This is a genomic window from Rhizobium sp. NLR16a (genome assembly GCF_017948245.1).
GTDB lineage: Bacteria > Pseudomonadota > Alphaproteobacteria > Rhizobiales > Rhizobiaceae > Rhizobium.
In genome coordinates this window covers 490,345-515,394 of record NZ_CP072866.1, presented here as the reverse complement: position 1 = coordinate 515,394, position 25,050 = coordinate 490,345, and the positions used below count along the sequence as shown (strand labels likewise).

The 25,050-nt window shown below is 61.5% G+C and carries 25 protein-coding genes; 7 read left to right on the top strand and 18 right to left on the bottom strand.

Annotation, left to right across the window (positions count from 1 at the left end; genetic code table 11):
• Positions 1-18: 18 nt before the first annotated feature.
• Together J7U39_RS22125 and J7U39_RS22120 are read right to left on the bottom strand one after the other, a co-directional pair.
• On the bottom strand, positions 19-432 hold the full coding sequence (locus J7U39_RS22125) for a type II toxin-antitoxin system VapC family toxin (protein WP_210631923.1): 414 nt from the start codon (positions 430-432) through the stop codon (positions 19-21).
• Positions 429-677: a type II toxin-antitoxin system VapB family antitoxin gene (locus tag J7U39_RS22120; protein ID WP_210631922.1), complete on the bottom strand. Its 249-nt coding sequence runs from the start codon at positions 675-677 to the stop codon at positions 429-431. The genes J7U39_RS22125 and J7U39_RS22120 overlap by 4 nt, the downstream gene beginning before the upstream one ends.
• A gap of 237 nt (positions 678-914) precedes the next feature.
• Here J7U39_RS22120 and J7U39_RS22115 point away from each other — a divergent pair, with 237 nt between their 5' ends.
• Positions 915-2,732 (top strand): HAMP domain-containing methyl-accepting chemotaxis protein, encoded by a 1,818-nt coding sequence (locus J7U39_RS22115; protein WP_210631921.1) that lies wholly within the window; start codon positions 915-917, stop codon positions 2,730-2,732.
• Between the two features lie 44 nt (positions 2,733-2,776).
• On the opposite strand, the gene doeB is transcribed toward J7U39_RS22115, so the two are convergent.
• The 10 genes from doeB to J7U39_RS22065 all read right to left on the bottom strand — a co-directional run bounded on the left by doeB (position 2,777) and on the right by J7U39_RS22065 (position 12,380).
• A complete protein-coding gene (gene doeB, locus J7U39_RS22110) occupies positions 2,777-3,784 on the bottom strand; it encodes a N(2)-acetyl-L-2,4-diaminobutanoate deacetylase DoeB (protein WP_210631920.1) in 1,008 nt (335 codons plus the stop codon).
• A 7-nt stretch (positions 3,785-3,791) separates the two neighbouring features.
• Positions 3,792-4,973: an ectoine hydrolase DoeA gene (gene doeA, locus J7U39_RS22105; protein WP_210631919.1), complete on the bottom strand. Its 1,182-nt coding sequence runs from the start codon at positions 4,971-4,973 to the stop codon at positions 3,792-3,794.
• A 32-nt stretch (positions 4,974-5,005) separates the two neighbouring features.
• A complete protein-coding gene (eutC, locus tag J7U39_RS22100; protein ID WP_210631918.1) occupies positions 5,006-5,998 on the bottom strand; it encodes an ectoine utilization protein EutC in 993 nt (330 codons plus the stop codon).
• Positions 5,995-6,996, bottom strand: coding sequence for a hydroxyectoine utilization dehydratase EutB (gene eutB / locus J7U39_RS22095; protein ID WP_210631917.1), 1,002 nt, complete (start codon positions 6,994-6,996; stop codon positions 5,995-5,997). Before eutB ends, eutC begins: the two co-directional genes overlap by 4 nt.
• Before the next feature lie 4 nt (positions 6,997-7,000).
• Entirely contained in the window at positions 7,001-7,780 is a 780-nt protein-coding gene (gene eutA, locus J7U39_RS22090) for an ectoine utilization protein EutA (RefSeq protein ID WP_210631916.1), read from the bottom strand.
• A gap of 1 nt (position 7,781) precedes the next feature.
• Positions 7,782-8,441 (bottom strand): ectoine/hydroxyectoine ABC transporter permease subunit EhuD, encoded by a 660-nt coding sequence (ehuD, locus tag J7U39_RS22085; RefSeq protein ID WP_210631915.1) that lies wholly within the window; start codon positions 8,439-8,441, stop codon positions 7,782-7,784.
• A gap of 4 nt (positions 8,442-8,445) precedes the next feature.
• Complete coding sequence (ehuC, locus tag J7U39_RS22080) at positions 8,446-9,105, bottom strand: ectoine/hydroxyectoine ABC transporter permease subunit EhuC (RefSeq protein WP_207603351.1); 660 nt, start codon at positions 9,103-9,105, stop codon at positions 8,446-8,448.
• A 76-nt stretch (positions 9,106-9,181) separates the two neighbouring features.
• Positions 9,182-10,030 (bottom strand): ectoine/hydroxyectoine ABC transporter substrate-binding protein EhuB, encoded by an 849-nt coding sequence (ehuB, locus tag J7U39_RS22075; protein ID WP_210631914.1) that lies wholly within the window; start codon positions 10,028-10,030, stop codon positions 9,182-9,184.
• A 56-nt stretch (positions 10,031-10,086) separates the two neighbouring features.
• Positions 10,087-10,872 (bottom strand): ectoine/hydroxyectoine ABC transporter ATP-binding protein EhuA, encoded by a 786-nt coding sequence (ehuA, locus tag J7U39_RS22070; RefSeq protein WP_210631913.1) that lies wholly within the window; start codon positions 10,870-10,872, stop codon positions 10,087-10,089.
• 122 nt (positions 10,873-10,994) lie between these two features.
• The gene (locus tag J7U39_RS22065) at positions 10,995-12,380 is read right to left on the bottom strand and encodes a PLP-dependent aminotransferase family protein (protein WP_210631912.1); all 1,386 of its coding nucleotides are present in this window, start codon (positions 12,378-12,380) and stop codon (positions 10,995-10,997) included.
• A 101-nt stretch (positions 12,381-12,481) separates the two neighbouring features.
• Here J7U39_RS22065 and J7U39_RS22060 point away from each other — a divergent pair, with 101 nt between their 5' ends.
• The 5 genes from J7U39_RS22060 to J7U39_RS22040 all read left to right on the top strand — a co-directional run bounded on the left by J7U39_RS22060 (position 12,482) and on the right by J7U39_RS22040 (position 17,638).
• Positions 12,482-12,979, top strand: coding sequence for an Lrp/AsnC family transcriptional regulator (locus tag J7U39_RS22060; RefSeq protein WP_210631911.1), 498 nt, complete (start codon positions 12,482-12,484; stop codon positions 12,977-12,979).
• Positions 12,980-13,099: 120 nt separating this feature from the next.
• The gene (locus tag J7U39_RS22055) at positions 13,100-14,596 is read left to right on the top strand and encodes an NAD-dependent succinate-semialdehyde dehydrogenase (RefSeq protein ID WP_210631910.1); all 1,497 of its coding nucleotides are present in this window, start codon (positions 13,100-13,102) and stop codon (positions 14,594-14,596) included.
• A 26-nt stretch (positions 14,597-14,622) separates the two neighbouring features.
• Complete coding sequence (locus tag J7U39_RS22050) at positions 14,623-16,002, top strand: aspartate aminotransferase family protein (protein WP_210631909.1); 1,380 nt, start codon at positions 14,623-14,625, stop codon at positions 16,000-16,002.
• A 13-nt stretch (positions 16,003-16,015) separates the two neighbouring features.
• Entirely contained in the window at positions 16,016-17,089 is a 1,074-nt protein-coding gene (locus J7U39_RS22045) for an alcohol dehydrogenase family protein (RefSeq protein ID WP_210631908.1), read from the top strand.
• Between the two features lie 156 nt (positions 17,090-17,245).
• Positions 17,246-17,638, top strand: coding sequence for a DUF4112 domain-containing protein (locus J7U39_RS22040; protein ID WP_210631907.1), 393 nt, complete (start codon positions 17,246-17,248; stop codon positions 17,636-17,638).
• 29 nt (positions 17,639-17,667) lie between these two features.
• On the opposite strand, the gene J7U39_RS22035 is transcribed toward J7U39_RS22040, so the two are convergent.
• From J7U39_RS22035 to J7U39_RS22010, 6 genes are all read right to left on the bottom strand, one after another.
• A complete protein-coding gene (locus J7U39_RS22035; RefSeq protein ID WP_210631906.1) occupies positions 17,668-18,705 on the bottom strand; it encodes a Gfo/Idh/MocA family oxidoreductase in 1,038 nt (345 codons plus the stop codon).
• A gap of 27 nt (positions 18,706-18,732) precedes the next feature.
• Complete coding sequence (locus J7U39_RS22030; protein ID WP_210631905.1) at positions 18,733-19,518, bottom strand: ThuA domain-containing protein; 786 nt, start codon at positions 19,516-19,518, stop codon at positions 18,733-18,735.
• Between the two features lie 58 nt (positions 19,519-19,576).
• The gene (locus J7U39_RS22025) at positions 19,577-20,602 is read right to left on the bottom strand and encodes an ABC transporter ATP-binding protein (RefSeq protein WP_210631904.1); all 1,026 of its coding nucleotides are present in this window, start codon (positions 20,600-20,602) and stop codon (positions 19,577-19,579) included.
• Between the two features lie 11 nt (positions 20,603-20,613).
• Entirely contained in the window at positions 20,614-21,444 is an 831-nt protein-coding gene (locus J7U39_RS22020) for a carbohydrate ABC transporter permease (protein ID WP_210631903.1), read from the bottom strand.
• Complete coding sequence (locus J7U39_RS22015; protein ID WP_210631902.1) at positions 21,444-22,430, bottom strand: sugar ABC transporter permease; 987 nt, start codon at positions 22,428-22,430, stop codon at positions 21,444-21,446. Before J7U39_RS22015 ends, J7U39_RS22020 begins: the two co-directional genes overlap by 1 nt.
• Positions 22,431-22,496: 66 nt before the next feature.
• Positions 22,497-23,759 (bottom strand): ABC transporter substrate-binding protein, encoded by a 1,263-nt coding sequence (locus J7U39_RS22010; RefSeq protein WP_210631901.1) that lies wholly within the window; start codon positions 23,757-23,759, stop codon positions 22,497-22,499.
• A 269-nt stretch (positions 23,760-24,028) separates the two neighbouring features.
• Between J7U39_RS22010 and J7U39_RS22005 the strand changes: the two genes are divergently transcribed.
• A complete protein-coding gene (locus tag J7U39_RS22005; protein WP_210631900.1) occupies positions 24,029-25,042 on the top strand; it encodes a substrate-binding domain-containing protein in 1,014 nt (337 codons plus the stop codon).
• Positions 25,043-25,050: the final 8 nt, after the last annotated feature.

Genomic DNA, 25,050 nt, shown 5'->3' with positions numbered 1-25,050 from the left:
GCTGCGGTGCTTCTCAGATCAAAACTCCCACGGGGAAATCAATTCAAGGTTCGTGGTCACGAAATCGCTCAGGTTTCGCGTCGCGAGCCGACCGCCATTAACCCTCGCAATAGCTGCGATCATGCCATCCGGCGCTGACATGCCGCGCCCCTGATGAGCTGCGGTCCCCATGATCTCGCCATAGGCAAGAGCGGCTTCTTCGGTCAGGCCAAAAATCCGGTCCGCGAAGCGGCGCCGCCAGTCGGAAAGTCCCTGTTCGAGGCGCTCGGCTCGTTGGTCCGGCCGGATCTTCTGGATACCGAAAGCGATCTCGGCAATCGTCACCGTGGGCAGTGCCAGTTCAGCATCATGACGAACCAGCCATGCGATTACCGCTTCATCAGGCGATTTTCTCAACGTCTCCGAGACGACGTTGGTATCGAGAAAAATCAAAGCTCGATGCCTTTATGCGCCTGCCGGTCTTCTTTCAGGACGGCCTCGAGGTCAATATCCGTCCCACTTTGCTGCGAGAGCCTGTTGTAGAAGGACGATGCCGGCTCACGGCCGGCCTCGCGTATTTCATAGGATTCGAGCGCCCGCTCGACGATATCGGCTATCGAGCGGTTTTCGCGGCGGGCGAGTCGATGAGCAAGGTCACGCGCCCTTGCACTTCGTACGGAAAGCTGGGGTTCGGCCATGTTAATTTCCTTTACGACAGATATAGCGCGCTCCAGATGCGCCATCAAGATGGCAATTGATGGCTTGATACCTAGAAGCGTTTCGCGGATCACCCCAATTTTGGGCAGTCTGGGAAGATCTTTTGGAGCCTCCCACATTCTAAAGAATTAACCATATCTCAGCGTTCTTGAGAAATAATGGCATGTGTAAATCAGGCATCTCGAAGAAGAGAAGCCCAAAGTTATTTGGAGAGAGTCTTGGCATTTACCATTGCGCGCAGCCTGGTGGCGTTTGGCATCGCCGTTTCAGCCGGTCTTTTCATGTCGATTGGATTGCAGCAATCGGCGCTTGAAAGGCTGAAAGTCAACGGCCCGGTTTACGAGCAGGTGGTCTACGGCAAGGATCTCATCGCCGATATATTGCCGCCGCCGCTCTTCGTGGTCGAGTCCTATATGCTCTCCTTCGAGGCGAGCAAATTCCCCGAACTCACCGAAACCAATCTGGCGAAGATCGCCAATCTGAAAGCCGCTTACGACGACCGTCGCGCCTATTGGAAAACCACCAGGCTGCCGCAGGCTTTGAAGGACGAGCTTGAAAACGATGTGCTGACGAAGGGCGATGCATTCTGGGACGTGATGAACCGCGAGATCATCCCGGCCCTGAAAGCAAAGGATGAAGACAGGGCCCACGGCGCGATCGAGCAATTGCGCGTCGCCTTCCATGCGCACCAGGATGCTGTAGAGAAGCTCGTCGCCAATTCCGACGCTTTCCTGAAGGGCGAGGAAAAGAACGCAGCTTCGGAAATCGTGACCTGGACGATCTGTGCGGGCGCTGCCGGCTTCGGCTCCTTCACTCTGCTGCTGGCGGGGCTCTATCTCCTGCGCCGCCGGGCAATCGTGCCGCTCGACGGCATGAAGGCCTATATGCGCAACCTTGCCGAGGGCGATTTTTCAACCGAAGTTCCCTATGCGAACCGTTCAGACGAGATCGGCGCCATGTCCAAGGCAGTCGCGGTCTTCCGTCGCAATGCGCTGGAACGCCAGGACGCGCAAAAGCGCGAAGCGGCCCTTCGCGATGCCGAATTCGAACGCGAGCGCAGCCAAATGGCCGAGAAGGCGGCCGAGGAGCGGACACGCGAAACAGTTATCAACGAGTTGACATATGGCCTGGACCAGCTGTCGCACGGCAATCTTGATTGCCGTATCACGACATCCTTTGCCGCCGCCTATGAGAGCTTGCGCGCCAAGTTCAACGACAGCATGAACGCGCTTTCCGCCTCAATTGCGGAGGTCGCCCAGACCTCCAGGCAGGTCGGCAGCTCCTCCGCCGGCATCACGGATGCCGCCGACAGCCTTGCATTACGCACCGAACAGCAGGCAGCGATGCTTGAAGAGGCTACGAGTGCGCTCGGCGAAATGAACGCCAAGGCCAAGGATGCTTCGAACCATGCCGGCAAGGCGACCGGCATGATGGCCGAGACGCGCAGCAGCGCCGAACATTCGGCGGCCATCGTTCGCGATGCGATCGCCGCCATGCAGAAGATCGAAGGTTCGTCCGCCCAGATCGGCGAGATCGTCAACGTCATCGACGAGATCGCCTTCCAGACCAATCTTCTGGCGCTCAACGCCGGCGTCGAAGCCGCCCGCGCCGGCGAGGCCGGCAAAGGCTTCGCCGTTGTGGCGCAGGAAGTGCGCGAGCTCGCTCTTCGATCAGCCAACGCCGCCAAGGAGATCAGATCTCTGATTTCCACGTCATCGTCTCAGGTTTCCACCGGCGTGGAGCTTGTCAACCGCACCGGCAGGGCGCTTACGGAAATCGAAGGTCAGGTCGAGCAGGTCGCCGGCCTGATCGCCCGCATCGTTTCGGTTTCCTCCGAGCAGGCGGTGGCGATCGGGGAAATCAACGCCTCCGTCAACGCGCTCGATGAGGTCACGCAGCACAACGCCGCCATGGCCGCGGAAACGGTCTCAGCCTGCCGCGCGCTCGGCAGCCAGACGCAGACGCTGGAAGGAATTGTCGGTCGCTTCCAAACCAATGCGGCAGCTGCCGGGTCAAGAGCGCGCAAGGCGGCTTGACACAGATCGAGGGGTGACATTCATCTCACACGCCCGCCGTCATTTCAGTTCGTCACAATCGCCACGACCCCAACGCAGTCGCCTGATTTGACCAGCCCCGGGAAATGCCGCGCACAGAGAATGCCGTCCATGGCGGCACGGATCTCGCGCGGCGCCTCACCCGTCCTCCCGGTCGGATAGATGCGGGCGATGACAGCATCCTTGGCGACCGCTTCGCCGAGGTCGATGGCGGGTTCGATCAACCCGCCCTGTTCCGCGAAGGAGAAACAGCGGCCGTCCGGCATATCAAGCCAGGTCGTTGGCCCGGTATCGACGGCACCGGCGACGATACCGGCATGCCGCAGCACGTTGATCGTGCCGCGTTTTGCGATCGCCGCTGTTCTGGCCGTGGCAGTACCTCCACCGCCGAGTTCGGTCGTGATGAAGATCTTGCCCATCTCCTCGGCCGCCGTGTCGTACATGCCGACCGCATCGATCTCCAGCATCTTCATCGAATAGGGTGCGGCAAAGGCTGTCACGAAATCGAAAGCCTGCGCCTCCTGTTGTTTGTTCGGCAGGATGTGCGCTGCGCAGAACGGGAGAAAATCGAGCGTCTTGCCGCCGGAGTGGAAGTCGAGCACGAGATCCGCCATCGGCAGAAGCACACGCTGGAAATAATCGGCGATCTTTTCGGTCACCGTACCGTCCGGACGACCCGGGAAGCTGCGGTTCATGTTGCCTCTGTCGATCGGCGAGGTCCGGGTTCCCGCAAGGAATGCCGGGTAATTCATTGCCGGCACGATGATGACAGCGCCGCTCACCTCCTCTGCCTGCAGCGAACGGGCGAGATCGAAGAGCGCGATCGGCCCCTCGTACTCGTCGCCGTGATTGCCGCCGGTCAGGAGCGCCGTCGGTCCCTTGCCGTTCCTGATGACCGTTATCGGAACCATCACCGAGCCCCAAGCGGAATCGTCGCGACTGTAGGGCAGCCTCAGGAAACCGTGCTGGACGCCCTCGGCGGCGAAATCCACCGTCGCGCTGATCGGCGACGGCCGCAAGCCAGTCTCTGTCATGACAGCCTCAATCCTTGACCATCAGCTTGCGCGGAACGCTGGCGAGGCATTCGACACCGCTCTCGGTGATGAGGATGCTCTCCGTCGTCTCGAAACCCATGTCCTCGAGCCAGAGGCCGGTCATGAAATGGAAGGTCATGCCGGGCTTCAACTCCGTCCGGTCGCCCGGCCGCAGGCTCATGGTGCGCTCGCCCCAGTCCGGCGGATAGGAAAGCCCGATCGGGTAACCCGTGCGGTTGTCCTTGACGATCCCGTATTTCTTCAGCACCGTGAAGAAGGCATTGGCGATATCCTCGCAGCGATTGCCGGGTCTGGCGACCGCAAGACCGGCTTCCATGCCTTCCAGGGTCGCTTTTTCGGCGTCGAGAAAGGCCTGCGTCGGCTTGCCGAGGAAGACGGTGCGCGACAGCGGCAAATGATAGCGGTTGTAGCAGCCGGCAATCTCGAAGAAGGTGCCCTCCCCCTTCTTCAACGGCCGATCATCCCAGGTCAGATGCGGTGCGGATGCTTCGACGCCGGACGGGAGCAGCGGCACGATGGCCGGATAGTCGCCGCCGATGCCGTCGACGCCGCGCGTGCCGGCATCATAGATTTCCGCCACCAGATCGCACTTGCGCATGCCGACTTCGATCTTGTCGAAGATGCGGGCGTGCATGGCTTCCACGATCCGGGCCGCATTGCGCATGTACTTGATTTCGGTCTCGCTCTTGACCGCGCGCTGCCAGTTGACCAGCGCGGTCGCGTCGACGAAGCGCGCATTCGGCAGATGCCTCTGCAGCGCGGCGAAGGCGGCGGCCGAAAACCAGTAATTGTCCATCTCGACGCCGATCGTCAGCTTGGCAAAGCCGCGCTCCGTCAGGATGCCGGAGAGGTAATCCATTGGATGACGCTCGGTGGATTGCACGTAGTGATCGGGATAGCCGACGATATTGTCGTGCGTGAGATAGGCGGTGAGCTTGGCACCATTGGCGTCCTGGCCGCGGCCGAACCAGATCGGCTCACCCTGCGGCGGCACGATCACCGCCTGGTGCACGTAGAAGGACCAACCGTCATAGCCGGTCAACCAGGCCATGTTCGAGGGATCGCTGACAACAAGCAGGTCCACACCCTTCGCTTCCATGGCACGCCGTGTTTTTTCCAGCCGCGCGGCATATTCGCCGAGCGAAAACTTCAGATTGGGCTGGGTCATGTTTCTTCCCTTCTTTTCCGGCGCCGCGCCGGTCAGCTTTCGAATGTGGTCCCCGCCTTCATCGCGCCGGCGCGGGCGAAGGCAAGGGTGGCGATAGCAGTGTCCTGGATGCCGGTGCCGGTGAGGTCGGCAATGGTGATCTGGTCGCTGCTCGTTCTGCCCGCCGTCCGACCGGAAACGATCCGGCCGAGCTCGGCAAGATCGGCATCGGCCGCGACCAGACCGGCTTCGATTGCGTGGTGCAATTCGCCGAGGCGGCGCGTCTGTTTCAGATTGTCGGCGACATAAAGACCGGCCCGGACGATGGCCGCCGGATCGATTTCGTTCTTGTGCTCCGCATCCGACCCCATGGCTGTCAGATGCTGCCCGGGTTCGAGCCACTCGGCTTCGACGATCGGTTTTTCCGCAGGCGTGGTGGTCACGATAATATCGGCGCCGGAGATTGCATCTCTCGGATCCGAGGCGGCACTGACGGGAAATCCAAGTTTCCCGCTCAATTCGGCCGCTGCCTTCTGCGCCCTGGCGGCATCACGGGCCCAGATCCTGGCCTCGGCGATAGGCCGCACCAGCGTCAGTGCTTCGAGTTGCAGCCGAGCCTGCATTCCGGCACCGAAAATTGCGGCCACGCTGGAGTCTTGCCGTGACAGGTATTTCGCAGCGACGGCTCCGGCTGCCGCGGTGCGCACATCCGTGAGATAGCCATTGTCCAGAAGCAGCGCCTGCACCAGGCCGGTTCGGCTGGACAGCAGCACCATCATGCCATTGGTGCTCGGCAGTCCGATCTTTGGATTGTCGAAGAAACCGGGGCTGATCTTGATGGCGAAACCTTCAATGCCCGGAACATAGGCGGTCTTCACATCGACCTCACCCCGATATTCCGGAATGTCGAGCCGCAGAATTGGCGGCATGGCGACTGCCTTCGTGGCAAGCGCCGCGAAAGCCTGCTCGATGCAGGCGACCGCATCGCGATCGAGCACCGCGATCTTGCGCAATTCCGCTTCCGTCAGAATGATCATGCGGTTCATGGGCCACCCTCCGTGAATGCCGTACCCTCGCCGTTGATCACCCGGCGGTGCTGTTCCATGTCGACATTTCGCCCGGAAAGGATCGCAACGACCGGGCCGCCGGAGCTGATCTTGCCCGCCAGCAGCGCTGCTATTCCGACCGCTCCCGCCCCCTCGATGATCTCGCGCTCGCAGGCATAGGCATGACGCATGCCTGCGGCGATCTCCGCCTCCGTCAGCAGGACGACCTCGTCGAGAAGCGCCTGGCACATGGTGAAAGTCACGCGATTGTCGAGGCCGATGCCGCCGCCGAGCGAATCCGCAAGGCTTCTCACTTCCTCGACCTGCACCGGCCGTCCGGCATCGAGGCTCGCTTTCATCGCGGCGCCGTGTTCCATCGTCAGGCCGATCACTCTCGTTTTCGGATTGACGCCCTTGATCGCGGCGGCAACGCCCGCGGCAAGGCCACCGCCCGAGAGCGGCACCAGAACCGTGGCTGTCTGCGGCAATGCATCGACGATCTCGAGCCCCAGCGTTCCCTGCCCGGCTACGACAGCCGGATGGTCAAAAGGCGGAACCATCACCAGCCCTTGCTCTCGCACCAACCGGTCCACCTCCTCCTGCGCCTCGTCCTGTGATCGACCGACGATGCGCACATCGGCACCCAGACGGCGGATTTCTGAAACCTTGTTCGCCGGCACCAGCCGCGACATGCAGATCGTCGCGACCATGCCTTGTGCCTTCGCCGCATGGGCAAGCGCCCGGCCGTGATTTCCCGTCGAGGCGGCGACGACGCCACGCACGCGTTCCGCCGGCGACAATGACGCTACCGCATTGGTCGCCCCGCGAAGCTTGAAGCTGCCCGTCGTCTGATGATGTTCGAGCTTCAGCCAGACCGGAACGCCCGCGATCTCGCCGAGCGATGCCGACGACACGATCGGCGTTTCCACAACACGGCCGGCGATCCGGTGCGCCGCCGCACGGATATCCTCCATCGAAACTGGCAGGAGACCCTTCATGCGCTCAGCCTTCCCCATAGGGTCTGGTCATCAACCGACCGAGTTCGGGCCGCGCCTGATCATCGCCACAGAGCCGCAGGCAGGCCCAGGCGGTGGCGAGATTGCTGGTCACCACCGGCTTGCCGGTCTCGGCTTCGATGCGGGCGGCGACCTGTGCGGCGCGCACTGCAGTGCAGGAAATGAACAGTGCATCGGATTGCGGCGCCAGCGCCTGGCGGGCGAAGGCTGCAATGTCATCCGGCGCAATCCGTGCCATCTCGCGGTCGTCGCTCAGACCGAGGCAGGTAAAGAGATCGATCGCAAAACCAAGACGGGTGAAATAATCCGCCATCGGCCGGCTGGTTTCGACTGTATAAGGCGTCAGCACGGAAATCCGCCTGGCGCCGAACGCCTTCAGGGCTTTCACAGCCGCCGCCGTTGGCATCACAACGGGAACGCCGGGTTTGGCCGCATGGATCGCTTTCTCGATCTTGCGGTCGCCGATGACAACAGAGGCGGAGGTGCAGGAATACATGACGGCATCCAGCGTCTCATCCGGCAGAATGAGCCCTGCGCCTTGGGTCAGCGACGGCTGCATCTTTAGGAGATTCTCCGGTGTCACCGGATTGGCGTAGTGGATGCGGCTGACATAGACGCCGATACGGTCGCTGGCGACCATCCGCCGGAAGTCGACTTCCGTCGTGTGGTCGGTCGCCAGGATGACGAGGCCGATGCGCTTTTCCAGCGGCCGGTCGTCCAGCCGTGGCAGTCGGCCGGCGGGAATGATCTCGATCGATGCCGTCATGTCAGTCATCCACCCTGGCATAGCGCTCCTCGAGCCAGCGCAATCCGACAACCGAAATCAAGCTGATGACGAGGAAGAAGACGCCGACGAGCGTCATGGGTTCAATATAGCGATAGTTGCTATTGGCGATGCTTTTGGCCTGGTTCATCAATTCCAGCACGGTGATCGCCGACAGCAGCGGCGTTTCCTTGAACATGGCGATGAAATAATTGGCGAGCGCCGGGATCATCGGCGGGATCGCCTGCGGCAAGATCACGTGGATCCAGGCTTGGCGCGTCGTCAGATTGGTGGCCCTGGCCGCCTCCCATTGTCCGCGCGAAACGTTCTCGATGCCGGCGCGATAGACCTCGGCCGTATAGGTCGCATAATGAATGCCCATGCCGATGACGCCGGCGGTGAGCGGCGACAGCCGGATGCCGATATCCGGCAGGACGTAGAAGATGAAGTAGAGCTGCACCAGCAGCGGCGTACCGCGGATGAATTCAGAGACGAAGCCGACCGTTCTGGAAATGACGGCGACCGGTGACCGCCGCGCGATGGCAAGCGCGAGGCCTGCGACCATGGCGACAGCAGCGCCGAGGATAGTCGCGAGAATGGTGATCTTGAACCCTTCGAGAAGGGTCGGCATGATCTGCCAGACGAAGTCCCAATCCCATTCCATATGATCAGGTCCTCATGCCATCGAGGCCGCGTGTCATCCGTCGCTCCAAGAGGCGCATCGCCGCCGAGATGGCGGAGGCCATGAGGAAATAGAGGATGAGGATCGCTGCGAAAGGCACCAGCGTATTGCCGGTCTGCGCCCGCACCACTTGCGCCTGAAAGGTCATGTCGGTCAGCGAGATCAGCGACACGACGGCAGTGCCCTTCAAAAGCTCGATCGCATTGTTGCAGAAGGTCGGCAGCATCAGCGGCAACGCCTGCGGCAGTATGACGTGGCGCATGCGCTGGTATCGCGACAGATTGAGCGCGATGCAGGCTTCCGATTGTTCGCGCCCGACGGCCTTGACGGCGCCGCGCACCACCTCCGCGCCATAGGCGCCGACATTCAGACCGAGCGCCAGCACGCCCGCCTGCAGCGGCGTCAACGTCAATCCCGCGAAGGGCAGGACGAAATAGACCCAGAAGAGCTGGACGAAGATCGAGGTGCCGCGAAAGAATTCGATATAGGCAGTCGCCAGAGCCCGGAGGGCAAAGAAGCGCGACAGGCGGCCGAGGCCGGCCAGGAAGGCCATGACGAGCGCCAGCGCCGAGCCCATGATCGTCAGCTCGAGCGTCACCAGGGCGCCTTGAAGGATCAGTGTCAGATAGCCGGACCACACCGACATCGGCAGCTCACTTCTCTGGAGATGGTGCGAAGGGCAATCGGCCATGGCGGGAGCATGGCCGGCTGCTTACATCAGATCACTTGGCTGCGGCGCAGAGCTTTTCGCGGCTCGTCGACATCGCCGCCTTGGCCGAGAAGCCGTAGGGTTCGATGATCTTGGCGAATTCGCCCGATTCCTTCAGTTTCTTCAGCTCGACGTCGAAGGCATCGCGAAGCGCGACGTCCTGCTTGCGGAAGGCGGCGCCGTCGCAATAGACCGGCGCGTTGACGACGGGGGCGACGGTTTCGAGGTTCGGATCGTTCGCTTTGGTCAACAGATCGTGGATCGACAGGACCGGCAGCGAATAGACGTCGATGCGGCCGTCCTGCAGCATCTTAATGCCGCTCTGCCCGTCCGGAACCACGATCACGCGGTCACGCGGCACGCCGGCTTCCAGCGCCAGCTTCTCTTCCGTGCCGCCGCCCGGCGCGCCGATCTTGGCGTTCGGGTTATCGGCGATATCCTTGTAGCTCGTCAGCTTCAGCGGGTTGCCCTTCTTGAGAGCAAAGGCCTCAGCGTCGCAGAGGATCGGTTCGGAATAGGCGACGGCATTGCAACGTTCCGGCTTCATGAAGAGGCCCGCCGTAATTGCGTCGTGTCGGCCGGCCTGCAGGCCGGGAATCATCGCGCCGTACTCGGAGATCGAGGCAACGACTTCCTTGACGCCGAGCTTTTCGAAGATCACCCGCGCCACATCGGGCGCGGCACCCGAGACCTTGCCGTCGGCGCCGACCGCCGTGAACGGCGGCTCGTTGGCGATGGCGATACGGGCAAAGCCCTGCTCCTTCAGCTGTTCGAGCTTGTCATCGCCGGCGCAAGCCTGGCCGGCTGCTGTCATCAGCAGCGCCGACAGGCCGATGGCGTTCAAAATATATCCTGCTTTCATCGTTCCCAACTCCTCTGGCTTTCCTTGCGCTTTGTTTTTGCGGGCAATGTCGGATCTCAGACGCGGTGCCCTGCCGCGATGATCTTGCGCAAGAAGATCTGCGTCCTCTCCTGCGTCGGATTGCGAAAAATGTCGCCGGGTTTGCCTTCCTCAACGATCCTGCCGCGATCGAAGAACAGCACGCGGTCGGCAAAGTCGTGGGCAAAGCCCATCTCGTGGGTGACGAGCAGCATCGTCATGTCGGTCTCGGAGGCGAGACGGCGCATGACGTTCAGCACCTCCTCGACCAGCTCCGGGTCGAGCGCCGAGGTCACCTCGTCGAACAGCATGATCTTCGGTGACAGCGCCAGCGCCCGGGCGATGGCGACGCGCTGCTTCTGCCCGCCGGAAAGCTGCGCCGGCACGCTTCTAGCCTTATCGGCGAGACCGACCATGTCGAGAAGCTCCATTGCCCGCTTTTCGGCTTGGGGCCGCTTGATGCCCTTGGTCAGCATCGGCGCCAGCGTCACATTGTCGAGCACGCATTTGTGCGGGAATAGATTGAAGTGCTGAAAGACCATGCCGATCTTCTCGCGCATGCGATGCAGATGCCGTTCATCGGCCGCCACCAGCCCGTTGCCATTCGGCATGTGATAGAGCTGCTCGCCATCGACCTCGATATGGCCGCCGCTGATCGTTTCGAGCGTCATCAGGATGCGCAGGATCGTCGTCTTGCCGGAGCCGGACGGCCCGATCAGCGCCAGTTTCTCGCCCGGCATGACATTCATCGACAGGCCGTCGAGCACGGTCAGCGGGCCGTATCTCTTGACGATGTTGTCGATGCGGATGATGGGCGCAGGCATTCATGTCTCTCCCTGTTGAGACAAGCAATGGCCTAACGATGACGGCGCTCGAAAATCATGTCAATTCGTAAAATAATATCATGACAATTATTCTGCGTCTGCCGGCAAATGAGGCGCCGGCCTCAAATTGCGAGCAGCAGCTCTTCGGGATTTCCCTGCGCCAGTGAGGCAACGATCCCCAGTCCCGTCCGCAGCTCGCCTTCCGTCGTCGAGCCGAGCGAGATGCGCACCGCCGGCGTCCAGCCGTGATCGGCGGTGCGGAAGGATTTGCCCGGCGCGATCGCCACGCCCCGCAGCCTTGCCTGCGACACGAAACCATCTTCCGTATGGTTGCCGGAAAGCGGCAGCCATACATGCAGGCTTTGCGGATGCGTTCGATAGAACAGGCCGGCCAGCATATCCGCGGCGATCGCATGGCGCCCGACAAGGGCGCGGCGCTGCCAGTTGACGAGTTCCATCGCCGTTCCGTCGCTGACCCAGCGGGTGGCGATTTCGGCCATCGCCGGTGTCGCCATCCAACTGGAGACCAGATGCCGGTTGGCAACGGCGGCGACATAGCGGTCAGGGGCAACGAGATAACCGATCCTGAGGCCGGGAACGGTGATCTTCGTGAAGCTCGTGACGTAGAGCGTGCGTTCCGGCGCGAAGGCGGCCATCGGTGGCGCGCGGTCCTCGACCATCGGGCCGAGAATGTCATTTTCGATGATTGCTATGTCGTGTTTGGCGGCAACGGCTGCCAGAGCTTGCCGGCGCTTGGCGCTCATCAGCGCCGCCATCGGATTGATCACCGACGGCTGCAGGAAGATCGCCCGGACCGGCCCCGTCCGGCAGGCTTCATCAAGCGCTTCGGGTATCATCCCCTCCTCGTCGATCGCCAGCCCCTCGAGATGCAGGCCGAGATAGCTGGAGAGCGGCACCAGCGTATGATGGCTGATCGTCTCGGTGGCAACGGTCGAACCGGGCGGGGCGACGCTCATCAGCGCCACCGTCATGCCCGAAGTCGCGCCATTCGTCACGCTGATGTTCAGCGGCGATACGTCGAGCCCGCAGCGCTCCAGCCATTCGGCAGCAACGGCACGATGGCGGGGAAAAACCATATTCGGCCGGAACGACAGGGCCGAGCTGGAAGGCAGATTCTCGGAGAGCCAGCCGAAGGCCTGGCGTAGCCTTTCCAGATGGATCTGCTCGCAGACCGGTTTCAGGATCGAAAGATCGATCACCTCCCCCAGCCGTTCCGGCAGGTAAGGCGGCTCCGGCTCGGGCGGCCGCGTCTGCACGAAGCTGCCGCGTCCGATCTCGCCCGATATCAGTCCGCGGCGGCTCAGCTCGTCATAAGCGCGGCTCACCGTCTGCACGGAAAGATGCAGATCATCCGCCAGCTTGCGATGCGGCGGCAATTGCGTGCCGTCGGAGAGCTTGCCGTCGGTGATCGCATTGGCGATCTGCTCGGCGAGCGAGAGATAGGCAGGGCGGCGGAGTTGCGAGGGATCGGGACGCCAATTTGTCATGATTTTAACACTGCTGAAAATCAGTTCAATTGACAATGCCAAAATGCGCTTCCATTGTCTTTTCACCGCGTTTGAAATGATTTCTTTCTAAAGAAAGCGCCATGAAGCTCGACGCCATCGACTTGCGCATCCTCGACGCCGTCCAGCACGACGGCCGCATTACCAAGCTGGCGCTGGCCGAAAAGGCAGGGCTGTCGCCGACGCCGTGCTGGATGCGGCTGCGCAAGCTCGAAAAGGCGGGGATCATTACCGGCTACCACGCCCGGATCGCCCCGCGGCGCATTGCGCCGGTGGCCAGCGTGATGATGGAAGTGACGCTCGCCAATCATCGCCAGGCCGATTTCGAGCGCTTCGAGCGCGCCGTTGCCGCAACTCCCGAGATCGTCGCCTGCTGGTCGGTCGGCGGCGGCGTCGACTATATCCTGAAAATCATGGCGGCCGATATCGACGCCTATCAGCGGCTGGTCGACGGCCTTCTCGACCGCCAACTCGGCATCGACCGCTACTTCACCTACATCGTCACCAAGACGGTGAAGGAGGATACAGTCCTTCCGGTCTCTTCCTTCGCCGTCTCCGGGGAAGAACAGAGCGCCTCCTAGACAATCTCTCTAGCAGGCGGCCGTCCTTTAGACCGTCTGTCTCTTTCCGCCTTCGGTAAAGGACAATCTCTCGTCGGCTCTTGTGGAAGACTTGCGTCAACCGCAACGAGGAGATTGGACATGACCGCCGTGTTTGCCCGCCCCGACTTTCATGATGCGCTGTCACGGCTTGCCGACCGTCATCTCCTGCGCGATCTCGCCTATGTCGGCGGCCGGTGGATCGCAGGGGCCACAGGCAAAAGCTTCGCTGTTGCGGATCCGGCCTCTTCGGCAACGCTGGCATGGGTTGCGAGCCTCGATGCTGAGGAGACGGCGATGGCGATCGATGCGGCGTCGCAGGCCTTTGCCGCTTGGCGCGCGATGCTGCCGCAGCACCGCGCGGCGATCCTGCAGAAATGGCACGCGTTGATGCTCGCCGCCAGGGAAGATCTGGCGCTGATCATGACGCTCGAACAGGGCAAGCCGCTTGCCGAAGCGCGCGGTGAGATCGACTACGCCGCCTCCTTCATCGAGTGGTATGCCGAAGAAGGCAAGCGGCTGAACGCCGAAAGCGTCACCAGCCATCTAGCCGGAGCGGAAATGATTGTCCGGCGCGAGGCGCTTGGGGTCGTCGGCATCGTCACGCCTTGGAATTTCCCTTCCGCCATGCTCACCCGTAAGGCGGCCGCAGCACTTGCCGCCGGCTGCACGGTCGTCGCCCACCCCTCCTCGGAAACGCCGCTTTCTGCCCTGGCGCTTGCCGAACTCGGCGAACGGGCCGGTATTCCCGCCGGCGTCTTTAACGTGGTCACCGGCCATGCTGCAACGATCGTCGGACGGATGTGCAGCGATAGCCGCCTGCGCGCCATGAGCTTCACGGGTTCGACCGAAGTTGGACGCCTGATCGCCGGCCAGTGCGCGCCGACCATGAAGCGGCTGGTAATGGAACTCGGCGGGCACGCGCCGCTGATTGTCTTCGACGATGCCGATGTCGCGAAAGCCGTCGAGATCGCCGTCGGTGCCAAGTTTGCCACGTCAGGCCAGGATTGCCTTGCCGCCAATCGCATTTTTGTCCAGCGGCGCATCGCCGATGTCTTCGCCACGGCTTTTACCGCGCGCATCGGCGCGCTGAAGGTCGGCGCAGGCATCGAAGCTGAAAGCGAAATCGGGCCGCTGATGCATGAACGCGCTGTCGTCAAGGTCGAGGACCAGGTTGCCGACGCCTTGGCGCGTGGCGCGCGGCTCGTTGCAGGCGGCAGCCGCCATAGAGCCGGCCCACTCTTTTATCAGCCGACGCTTTTGACGGATGTGCCGGCGGATGCGCTGATCATGCGCGAGGAGACTTTCGGGCCTGTGGCAGCACTTGCCATTTTCGATACGGAGGAAGAGGTCGTCGCCCGTGCCAACGACACCGAATATGGCCTGGTCGCCTATGTCGTCACCGAGAATGGCGCCCGCCAGATGCGCCTCGGCCGCGCGCTGGAATACGGCATGGTGGCGATCAATCGCGTGAAGATCACCGGCGGCCCCGTCCCCTTCGGCGGGTGGAAGCAGTCCGGCCTCGGCCGGGAAGGCTCCCGCCACGGGCTCGAGGCTTTCACCGAGCTCAAGTATCTCTGCATCGACACCGCCGCCTGAGCGCCCATTTCAAGAGAGGATAGGATATGCTCGAGAAAAGCAACGAACTCACCGCCTGGGACCGCGACCACTTCTTTCATCCCTCGACCCATATGGGCATGCATGCGCGCGGCGAGACGCCGACGCGGGTCGTCACCGGGGGCGAAGGTGTCTACATCACCGACACCAGCGGCCGCAAAAGCCTCGATGCCTTTGCCGGGCTTTATTGCGTCAATGTCGGCTACGGCCGCCAGGAGATCGCCGACGCCATCGCCGAACAGGCGAAGACCCTCGCCTACTACCACGCCTATGTCGGCCATGGTACGGAAGCGTCGATTACGCTTGCGAAAATGATTATCGACCGCGCGCCCGCGGGCATGAGCCGCGTCTATTTCGGCCTTTCCGGCTCGGATGCCAACGAGACCAACATCAAGCTGATCTGGTATTACAACAACATTCTCGGCCGGCCGGAAAAGAAGAAGATCATCTCGCGCTGGCGCGGCTATCACGGCTCCGGCGTCATGACCGGTAGCCTCACCGGTCTTGCGCTTTTCCACAATGCCTTCGACCTGCCGCGTACGCCCATCCTTCACACCGAGGCGCCCTATTATTTCCGCCGCCCCGACCGTTCGATGGACGAGGACCAGTTCTCGCAATATTGCGCCGACAGACTGGAGGAGATGATCCTCGCCGAAGGCCCCGATACCGTCGCCGCGTTCATCGGCGAACCGATCCTCGGCACCGGCGGCATCGTGCCGCCGCCGCGGGGCTACTGGCAGAAGATCCAGGCCGTGCTCGACAAATACGACATCCTGCTTGTTGCCGACGAAGTCGTCACCGGCTTCGGCCGTCTCGGCACCATGTTCGGCTCGGATCACTATGGCATGAAGCCGGACCTGATCACCATCGCCAAGGGCCTTACCTCGGCCTATGCTCCGCTTTCCGGCTCGATCGTTTCGACCAAGATTTGGCAGGTGCTGGTGCAGGGCTCCGATCAGCTCGGCGCAATCGGCCATGGCTGGACCTATTCCGCCCATCCGATCTGCGCTGCCGCAGGCATCGCCAATCTGGAATTGATCGACGAACTCGGCATCGTCGATAATGCCGGCACGACCGGCAGCTATTTCCGGTCGCAATTGCAGGAGGCGGTTGGCAGCCATCGGAATGTCGGCGAGGTCCGCGGCGACGGTCTGATGGCGGCAATCGAATTCGTCGAGGATAGGGACGATCGCCGGTTCTTCGATCCCGCCCGCAAGATCGGTCCGCAGGTCGCATCCGCCCTTCTCGAACGCGGCGTCATCGGCCGCGCCATGCCGCAGGGCGACATTCTCGGCTTCGCTCCACCGCTCTGCCTCAGCCGGGAAGAAGCAGACGTCGTCGTCAAGGCGGCTGCGGACGCGATCGAGAGTGTTTTCAAAACCATCTGAGGAGAAGAGCCGCATGACGATCCCGGAAAAGATGGCGGCGGTGTTGCTCACCGGCCATGGTGGCTTGGAAAAGCTCGTCTACGACAGGGACGTTCCTGTCCCAACACCGGCGGAGGGTGAGGTGTTGATCCGAGTCACTGCCTGCGGCATGAACAATACCGACGTCTGGGTGCGCCAAGGCGCCTACGGCACAGAAGATGATCCCTCCGCCGTCTCCACCTGGCGCAGGCAGGGCAATACTCTGACATTTCCACGCATCCAGGGCACCGATACCGTCGGCCATATCGTCGGCGTCGGCGCGGGCGTTGATCCGAGACGCATCGGCGAACGCGTCATGGTCGACTTCTCGATCTATAATCGCGATGACGACAGTCTTGCCGACATCGATTACATGGGCCACGGGCGGGATGGCGGCTACGCCGAATATATGGCGCTTCCGGCCGAGAACGCCCATGTCGTCGCGACCGATCTGACCGATGTCGAGCTTGCTACCTTCTGCTGCGCCTATCTGACCGGCGAACGTATGCTGGAACGGGCAAGGCTTGTCGCCGGCGAGCGCGTTCTCGTCACCGGCGCTTCGGGCGGCGTCGGTTCAGCGATCATCCAGCTCGCCCGCGCCCGCGGCGCCATCCCGATCGCGGTCGCAGGCCCCGGCAAGGAGGCGGCGATGATCGACATCGGCGCCGAAGCGGTAGTGACCCGCAGCAAGGGCGATCTTGTCGAGGCCGTCCATTCCGCAAGTGGTGGCCAGCCGATCGACGTCGTCGCAGATCTGGTCGGCGGACCGCTGTTCAACGATCTCTTGAAGATCCTGCGTCCGGAAGGCCGCTACACGACGGCCGGCGCCATCGCCGGCCCGGTCGTGCAGCTCGATCTGCGGACGATATATCTGAAGCAGCTCGAGCTGCACGGATCGAGCCAGGGGAGTCGCGCCGATTTCCGCAGGCTCGTCGACTATATCGAAGGCCGCAAAATCCGGCCCCTCGTCGGCGGCGTCTATCCGCTGTCGGACTTCCACCGGGCGCAGACCGAATTCATGGCGAAAAACTTTGTAGGCAAACTGGTCGTCGTTCCCGACGCGAGATGATCTCCGTCGCACCGCACGAACCTTATCGGGTCTGCGGCGTTCCACCGCCATGGAAAACGCTTTCGATCGCACCGGGTACACGCAGCTTCGGACGATGGACGGCGTCCCTGCCTTCGTGATGGAGGCGCAGCGATCCGTCGCTCGGCGGAGTCGCTGATGCCAGTTTCCCAGGCCATGAGATATCCCACCGCCGCCGAACTCGGCAGAATTCGCCGCGCCGCCGCGATCGCTCGGCTCATGGACACCGCAGTCAGGTTGCCTTTGGGCGTACGGATCGGTGCAGACTCGGTTCTCGGCCTCATCCCGGCCGTCGGTGACGTTGCCGGGTCGCTTATCGGTCTTTTCATCATCGACGAAGCAAGGCGCCTCGGCCTTCCCGCGCATAAGCTCGCCCGCATGGCGGTCAATCTCGGCGTCGACGCCGCCTGCGGCACGGTTCCGCTGATCGGCGATCTCTTTGACGTCTATTTCAAGTCGCACCGCCGGAACGTCGGGATCATCCTCGAGCATTTCGGCATCAGCGAAGACGAGCTGAACCAGCGCATTTGACGAGTTCGACCGCCCTCCGAAGAGCCTGCCTAAAGCTCCGTCAGGGCGCCGGCCGTCTTGACTGCGTGATCAAGAACAAATTGCAGCTTGGCGGCATGGCCGAAACCCGGCTCATCCCTCTCCCCTTTTTGCACGGCGTTCGCAAATCTCTGGAAATTGGTGATGACCGGCTCGACCTCGATCTTGCGCCAGATCGCCTTGTCGGCATCGGCGCCTTCACAGGCCCTGAGGGTGGAGCCTTCAGGCGTATGCACCACCTCCAGCGCCCCCTTGTCTCCATGCAAGCGCAGGCGCAATTCGTTCAGATGGCCTGTCGCCCAGCGCGTCGCATGAATGACACCGGCCGCCCCGTTTTCGAGTTCGGCCATCATCAGGAAGCTGTCATTTGCATCGAGTTCGTATTCTCCGATCCGGTTCCCAGGACTCTTGTCGAAAACCTTGAGATGCGACGCCGCCGCCTTGACGTCGCTTCCGGCGGCAAAAACCGCGAAGTCGAGAATGTGGATACCGACATCGCCCAGCACGCCATTGGAGCCGTGCTTTGTCGAGAGCCGCCAAAGCCATTGGGATTCTTTGGTCCAGTCGCCCCAGGCCTTGGAGACCAACCAGCTCTGCAGATACGAGGCTTCGAAGTGGCGGATCGCGCCGAGGCGGCCATCCAGTACCATCTTTCGCGCCGCCTGCAGCGGCGCCACGTTACGATAGGTAAGGTTTACCATCGCGACCTTGCCGGACGCCGCCGCGGCGTCGGCCATCTCCTTGGCCTCGCGGTAGTTGACGGCCAGGGGCTTCTCGCAGAGCACATGTTTGCCGGCGCCGAGTATCTTCATTGTCGTGGAATAATGCGCGCGATCCGGCGTCACATTGGTCACGGCGTCAAACTCCCCCCACGCAAGGGCGTCATCGAGCGATGTGAAGGTAAGCGGGATGCCATGCCTGAGCGCGAAGGCCCGAAGTCGGACCTCGTCGGTATCAACGGCAGCAACAATCTTGACGCCGGCGATTTCCGAGAAATTCATGGCATGGGTGTTTGCCCATCCTCCCGTTCCGAGAATGATCAAGCGCATTTGTGTCCTCATAGTCGTTTATCAAATTCAGCGGTAACCGGCTTCGCCGGCTTGGTGCAGTTTCGGGCCGCGTTCGACGATCGGCTCCAATGCCTTTTCCACGGGCACATTTGGAGCGTCGGTAATGCCAGTCAACGCGCCTTCAGGGTTGTAGGCCCACTTGACGCCGTTGATCAGCACCTTCTGCACCGTGGCGTCGTGATAGGTCGGATAGGTCTCGTGGCCCGGGCGGAAATAGAAGATGTTGCCGGCGCCGCGGCGCCAGGTCAGGCCCGAGCGGAACACTTCCCCGCCCTGGAACCAGGAGATGAACACCGTTTCAAGCGGCTCCGGCACCGAGAATTGCTCGCCATACATTTCCTCGTTCTCGAGCTCGAAATGCTCGCCGATGCCGGCGGCGATCGGATGGCGCGGGTTGATCGTCCACAGCCGCTCGCGCTCGCCCGCCTCGCGCCATTTCAGCGCGCAGGGGGTACCCATCAGCCGCTTGAAGATCTTGGAGAAATGGCCGGAATGCAGCACGAGAAGGCCCATGCCCTCCCAGACGCGCCTGGCGACACGTTCGACGACGACGTCTGACACCGCACCGTGATCCTTGTGGCCCCACCAGGTCAAGACATCGGTTTCGGCAAGCCGGGCCTCGCTCAGCCCGTGTTCCGGCTCCTGCAGCGTCGCCGTGCTCGCCGAGATGCCGGCATCGGTATTCAGCGCATTGGCGATCGTCGTATGCATGCCTTCAGGGTAGATGCCCCGGACGATCGCATTGGTATTCTCGTGGATGTTTTCACCCCACACAACGGTGCGTATAGTCACGTCTTTCTCCTTGTAGCTGAAGCGGATCGAGCCTGGGAAGGACATCGAGCCTGAAAGATCAGGCAGCCCGCATGGATTCACGTTCGAGCGCCCGGCCCGACCGGTCGAAACGGTGGATGTGACCGGCAAGTGGCGCGAGGCCAAGCGTTTGGCCCGGCTCATGTCGAGAGACGCCGGCCTCCCGCACGACAAGCGGTTCATCGGCCCCGATATCCAAGTAAACGAAGCTATCGGAACCGAGGATTTCGGAATGGATGACCGTGCCACTCCAAACCGGCGACTCCGCCGTGACGCGCACATGCTCTGCGCGCACACCGATCGTATGGCTGTGATAGGGCTGCGCCTGCCCGCCCGACAGGAAGTTCATTTTCGGCGAACCGATGAAACCGGCGACGAAGACCGAATTCGGGCTTTCGTAAAGTTCCAGCGGCGTGCCGATCTGCTCGACGACGCCGTCCCTCAACACGCAGATCCGATCGGCCAGCGTCATGGCCTCGACCTGATCATGCGTTACATAGATCATCGTCGTGCCGTGCATGCTGCGATGAAGCTTGGCGATCTCGAGCCTCGTCGCGACGCGAAGCGCCGCATCGAGGTTGGACAGCGGCTCGTCGAAGAGGAAAACCTTGGGATCGCGCACGATCGCCCGGCCGATGGCGACGCGCTGACGCTGTCCGCCGGAAAGCTGTCGCGGCAAGCGGTCCAGGAAGGACGAGAGCTGCAGCATACCGGCCGCCTGCTCAACGCGCCGGCGGCATTCGTCTCTGTTGCTCCCGGAAAGCTTCATGCCGAAAGCCATGTTGTCGAAGACCGTCATATGCGGGTAGAGCGCGTAGGACTGGAACACCATGGCGATCCCTCTCTTCGACGGCGCGTGCCGGTTTACCGTCTCACCGTCGAAAGCGAGGGTTCCCGAGGTGATGTCCTCGAGCCCGGAGATGAGCCGCAGCAGCGTGGACTTGCCACATCCAGACGGCCCCACGAACACCATGAACTCGCCCCTGCGGATCTCCATCGTCACACCCTTGATCACCTCGAAAGCGCCGAAGCTCTTGCGGATATTTTCCAATCGGATTTCTGCCATGTCCTACTCCCTCAACCCTTGACGCCGCCGGCGGTCAGCCCCGAAATGATCCGGCGCTGGAATATCAAAACAAGCACGACAACCGGCACGGTGACGATCACCGAAGCCGCCATGATGTTGCCCCAGGGAATTTCGAATTCGCTGTTGCCCGACAGCAGAGCGATGGCGACCGGCACGGTCCGCTGCGTATCCGAGGATGTGAACGTCAGCGCGAAAAGAAACTCGTTCCAGGCGGCGATGAAAGCGAGCAGACCGGTCGTCACCAGCGCCGGCCACATCAGCGGCATGAACACCTGGGTGACGATGACCCATGGCGAGGCGCCGTCGACGATCGCCGCCTCCTCGATCTCGATCGGCAATTCCCGCATGAAGGTCGTCAGCACCCAGACGGTGAAGGGCAGCGTGAAGATCACGTAAGAAAAGATCAGCGCGAAGGGCGTGTTGAAAATGCCGATCCATCGGATGAGTTCGAAGAGGCCGGCAAGAACAGCAATCTGCGGAAACATCGACACCGAAAGGATAGTCAGCATCAACAGTGCCCGTCCGCGAAAATTCACCCGGGCCAAAGCGAACGAAGCGGTGATCGAAAGCAACAGCGATGCTGACACCACGACGCAGGCGATCATCGCGGAATTTGCAAGACTGCGGACGAAGCTACCTTGGCCCATCACGGAAGCATAGTTGCCGAAGGAGATCGAGGTCGGCCAATAATCAACTTGGAAAAGGGCCGTGCCGGTCTTCAGGCTGGTGAGGATCGCATAGTAGAACGGGAAAACCGCAATGATGACGATGATCGTCACGAGCAGGTAGAAGAGTGTGTTCTTGGTGATCGAAAGCAGCATCAGCGTTCCTCCCCGCCGAGCTTGACGCGGCCGAGCCAGATATAGAAGACGGTGACGGACGCGATGATGAGGAAGAGCACCGTCGAGGCGGTGGCGCCATAGGCGAACTTATCGAAGTCGAACAGGTTCTCGCGCGCCATGACCGACATCGTCTTCGTCTGCGCATTGTTGGGCGTCAGAACATAGATCAGGTCGAAGATGCGCATCGCATCCAGCATCCGAAAAATCACGGCAACCATGATGGCAGGCCGGATCAGCGGCAGCGTCAGACGCCAGAAAACCTTGACTGGATTGACGCCGTCGATCTTGGCGGCCTCATAGATGTCTCCCGGCACCATCTGCAGCCCGGCAAGGATCAGAAGCGCCATGAACGGTGTCGTCTTCCAGACGTCGACGATCAACACGGCGATCATCGCCGTTTCGGGATTGGCGGTCCAGGCGATCTTCTCGCTGATCAGGCCGAAACCGAGCAGAACATCATTGAGAATGCCGAACTGGTCGTTGAGCATCCAGGCCCACATCTTGGCCGAAACGATGGTCGGGATCGCCCACGGAATGAGGATTGCGGCCCGAACGATTCCACGCCCAACGAACTGTGCGTTCAGCACCAGTGCGACGATCAGCCCGAGCATAGTCTCGATCGCGACGGAAAGGAGGGTGAATTTGGCCGTGTTCCAGACGGCATTCCACCAGACCGGATCGGCCAGCAGCCCACGATAGACGGTCCTTCCGCTCTTCAACGTCACCCACGACAGATAATTGGTAAAGCCGACGAATTGCGCATTGCCGAGGTCGTTGAGTGACGCATTGGTAAAGCTGAAATAGATGGTTCTGAAGAGTGGCCAGCCGGCGACGATTGCCAGGATCAACAGCGTCGGCGCCAGAAACACCCAGGCCGATCGAATGCGCTCGGATCGCAGTTCCGTAGAGGCTCTGAGGTTGGAAACCCTTTGTTCGACTGCTTGTGGAGCTACGATTTCAGTCATGAAACGCCTTCCCGTTTAGCGCTGCGGAGACTGGACCGACGACCTCTCGGCCGCCGGTCCCGCTACTCACCAGGCATCGCCCTTGAGGGTCGTCAGGTCGGCTTCGAGGAGCTCGAGGTTCTCGGCAGCCGAGCCGCTGCCGGACAGCGTGTTGTGCACGGCCGTCCAGAACTTCGAGGACACTTCGTTGTACTTTACCTTGGCTGTCGCCGAAGGACGCGGCACCGCATCCTGGAAAATGGGTTTCCAGTTCGGCATGAAGGGCTGTGCGGTGGCGACATCCTTGTCGTCATAAAGGTCGCTCAGTGTCGGCAGATTGGACAGCTCGATGGCGCGAGCCTTTTGCACATCCTTCGACGCCAGGAATTTCACGAGCGCGATGGCCGCTTCCTGTTTTTCGGAATATTTCGACACCGCCAGGTTCCAGCCGCCGAGTGTCGAGGATGGCTTGTCGCCGGCGGCCGCAACCGGCAGCGTCATCACGTCGAACTGGCCCTTGACGGCACTATCGGCTCCGTTGCCGAGGGAATAAGCATAGGGCCAGTTGCGCATGAAGACGGCGTTGCCGGTCTGCCAGACGCCGCGCGATTCTTCTTCCTGATAGGCGAGCACGCCGGGCGGCGAGATCGTGCCGATCCACCCCTTGGCGCGTTCGAGCGCTGCTGCCGCCTTGTCGTTGTTGATCGAGATCGTCCCGTCCGGCTCAACGATCTGGCCGCCCCCCGACGACTTCACCCATTCCAGCGCGTTGCAGGTCAGGCCCTCGTAGGAGTTGCCCTGGAAGACATAGCCCCAGAGGTCCTTCTGGCCCGCTTGGCGTTCCTTGTCCTGAATCTCCTTGGCGGTTGCGGCCATCTCGTCCCAGGTCTTCGGCGGCTGCTTGTCATATTTCTCGAGCAGGTCCTTTCGATAAAACAGCGCCGGAGCATCGGTAAATAACGGCAGCGCCACGAGCCGGCCGTTCACAGTCTGCGAGGCGATGATCGACGAGAAGAACTGGCCGGCCACGTCTTTGGTGGCCTCCTTCAGATCAATGAACTGATCGGCAAGCTGCGGCGCCCAGATGACATCGGTCTGATAGACGTCGATATCCTTGTTGCCTGCGGCAAGCCACAAGCGATATTGCGAGAACTGCTCGCTGCTCGATGACGGCATGGTGACGAGCTTCACCTGATTGCCGGTCTCCTTCTCAAAAATCGCAAGCTGCTTGTTCAGGAATTCGACGTTTTTCCCGGTGGTGTTCGCGGCAAACGAAATTTCTGCGGCGTGGATGGGGCCGGCCGCGATAGCGAGGCCAAGCGCGGACAAGGCCAGAGCAAACTGTTTCATAATCTCCTCCCAGAAATTGAAATCGATTTGGCAAACGAAACATTGCAGAAGGCTTTGATGACGTCAAGACACCAAAACCAGCTTCTGCTGGTTGTATTTGTATGATAATAATGGCCATACTGCGCGGAAAAGGGCGTAAATTCGGCATTTGCAGCCGAAACAGCAACGCCAAACAATTGAAATCGGTTTCAATATGAACTGAAACGGCACTTGCCCGTTGCGCATCATCAACGCATCGTCCATTGATTTCCCAGACAAAGAAGACAACGATGAAACTTCGCGAATTTGCAAAGCAGCTTGGGCTTTCTCCGACAACGGTCAGCCGTGCACTCAGCGGCTATCCGGAGGTGAGCGAAGCCACGCGCGCCCGGGTTGCAAGCGAAGCAATGCGGCTTGGCTATCGCCCCGATATCAATGCCGTGCGCCTGAAGACCGGGCGAGCCGGAGCGATCGGCGTCATGATGGGGCGTTCGGGAGAAATTCATTTCGCAGAATTCGTGTCAGGCATGGCGCAACGCCTGGAAACGACCGATACGGATATTCTCATCACACCGATTACCGCGCATAATGACGAGGACGAGATACAGGCCTACCGGCGCCTGGTCGAAAGCCGCCGGGTGGACGCCGTGATCATTCATTCGCCCCGCCCCAGGGACCCTCGGATCGAGATGCTGAACAGCTTGGGCGTGCCGTTTCTGGTCCACGGCCGCTCGGAGACCGATCACGTTCATGCGTGGCTCGATATCGACAATGAAAATGCCGTGCGCAGAGTGACCGAACACCTGCTCGATCTCGGGCACCGCCGCATTGCGATGATCAATGGGCTGCGGGGCAAGACCTATTCGATTCATCGAGAACAGGGTTTTCGGATCGCCCATCAGGAGCGTGGGCTCACCGCAGATCCCAACCTCATGGTCTGCGACAAATTCTCCGACGAGAGCGGCTTTCGCCATGCCCGCTCTTTTCTGGAGAGCGCCAATGCCCCGACCGCCATCGTTGCCGGTTCCACGATGACGGCGCTTGGTGTCTACCGCGCCGTCCGTTCGCTTGGAATGACGGTGGGGCAGGATGTTTCCGTCATCGCCCATGACGACGTCTTTCCCTATCTGACGGCTGAAAATATGGTCCCGTCGCTCTCGACCACACGATCCTCCATGCGTGCCGCGGGCACACGTTGCGCCGAGCTGACGCTACAGCTTATCGCCGGGCGCGCCGCGGACGAGATCCACGAATTGTGGCCGGTCGAGCTGATCCTGCGGGAAAGTACCGCGCCGCCGCGTTGACCGACCAA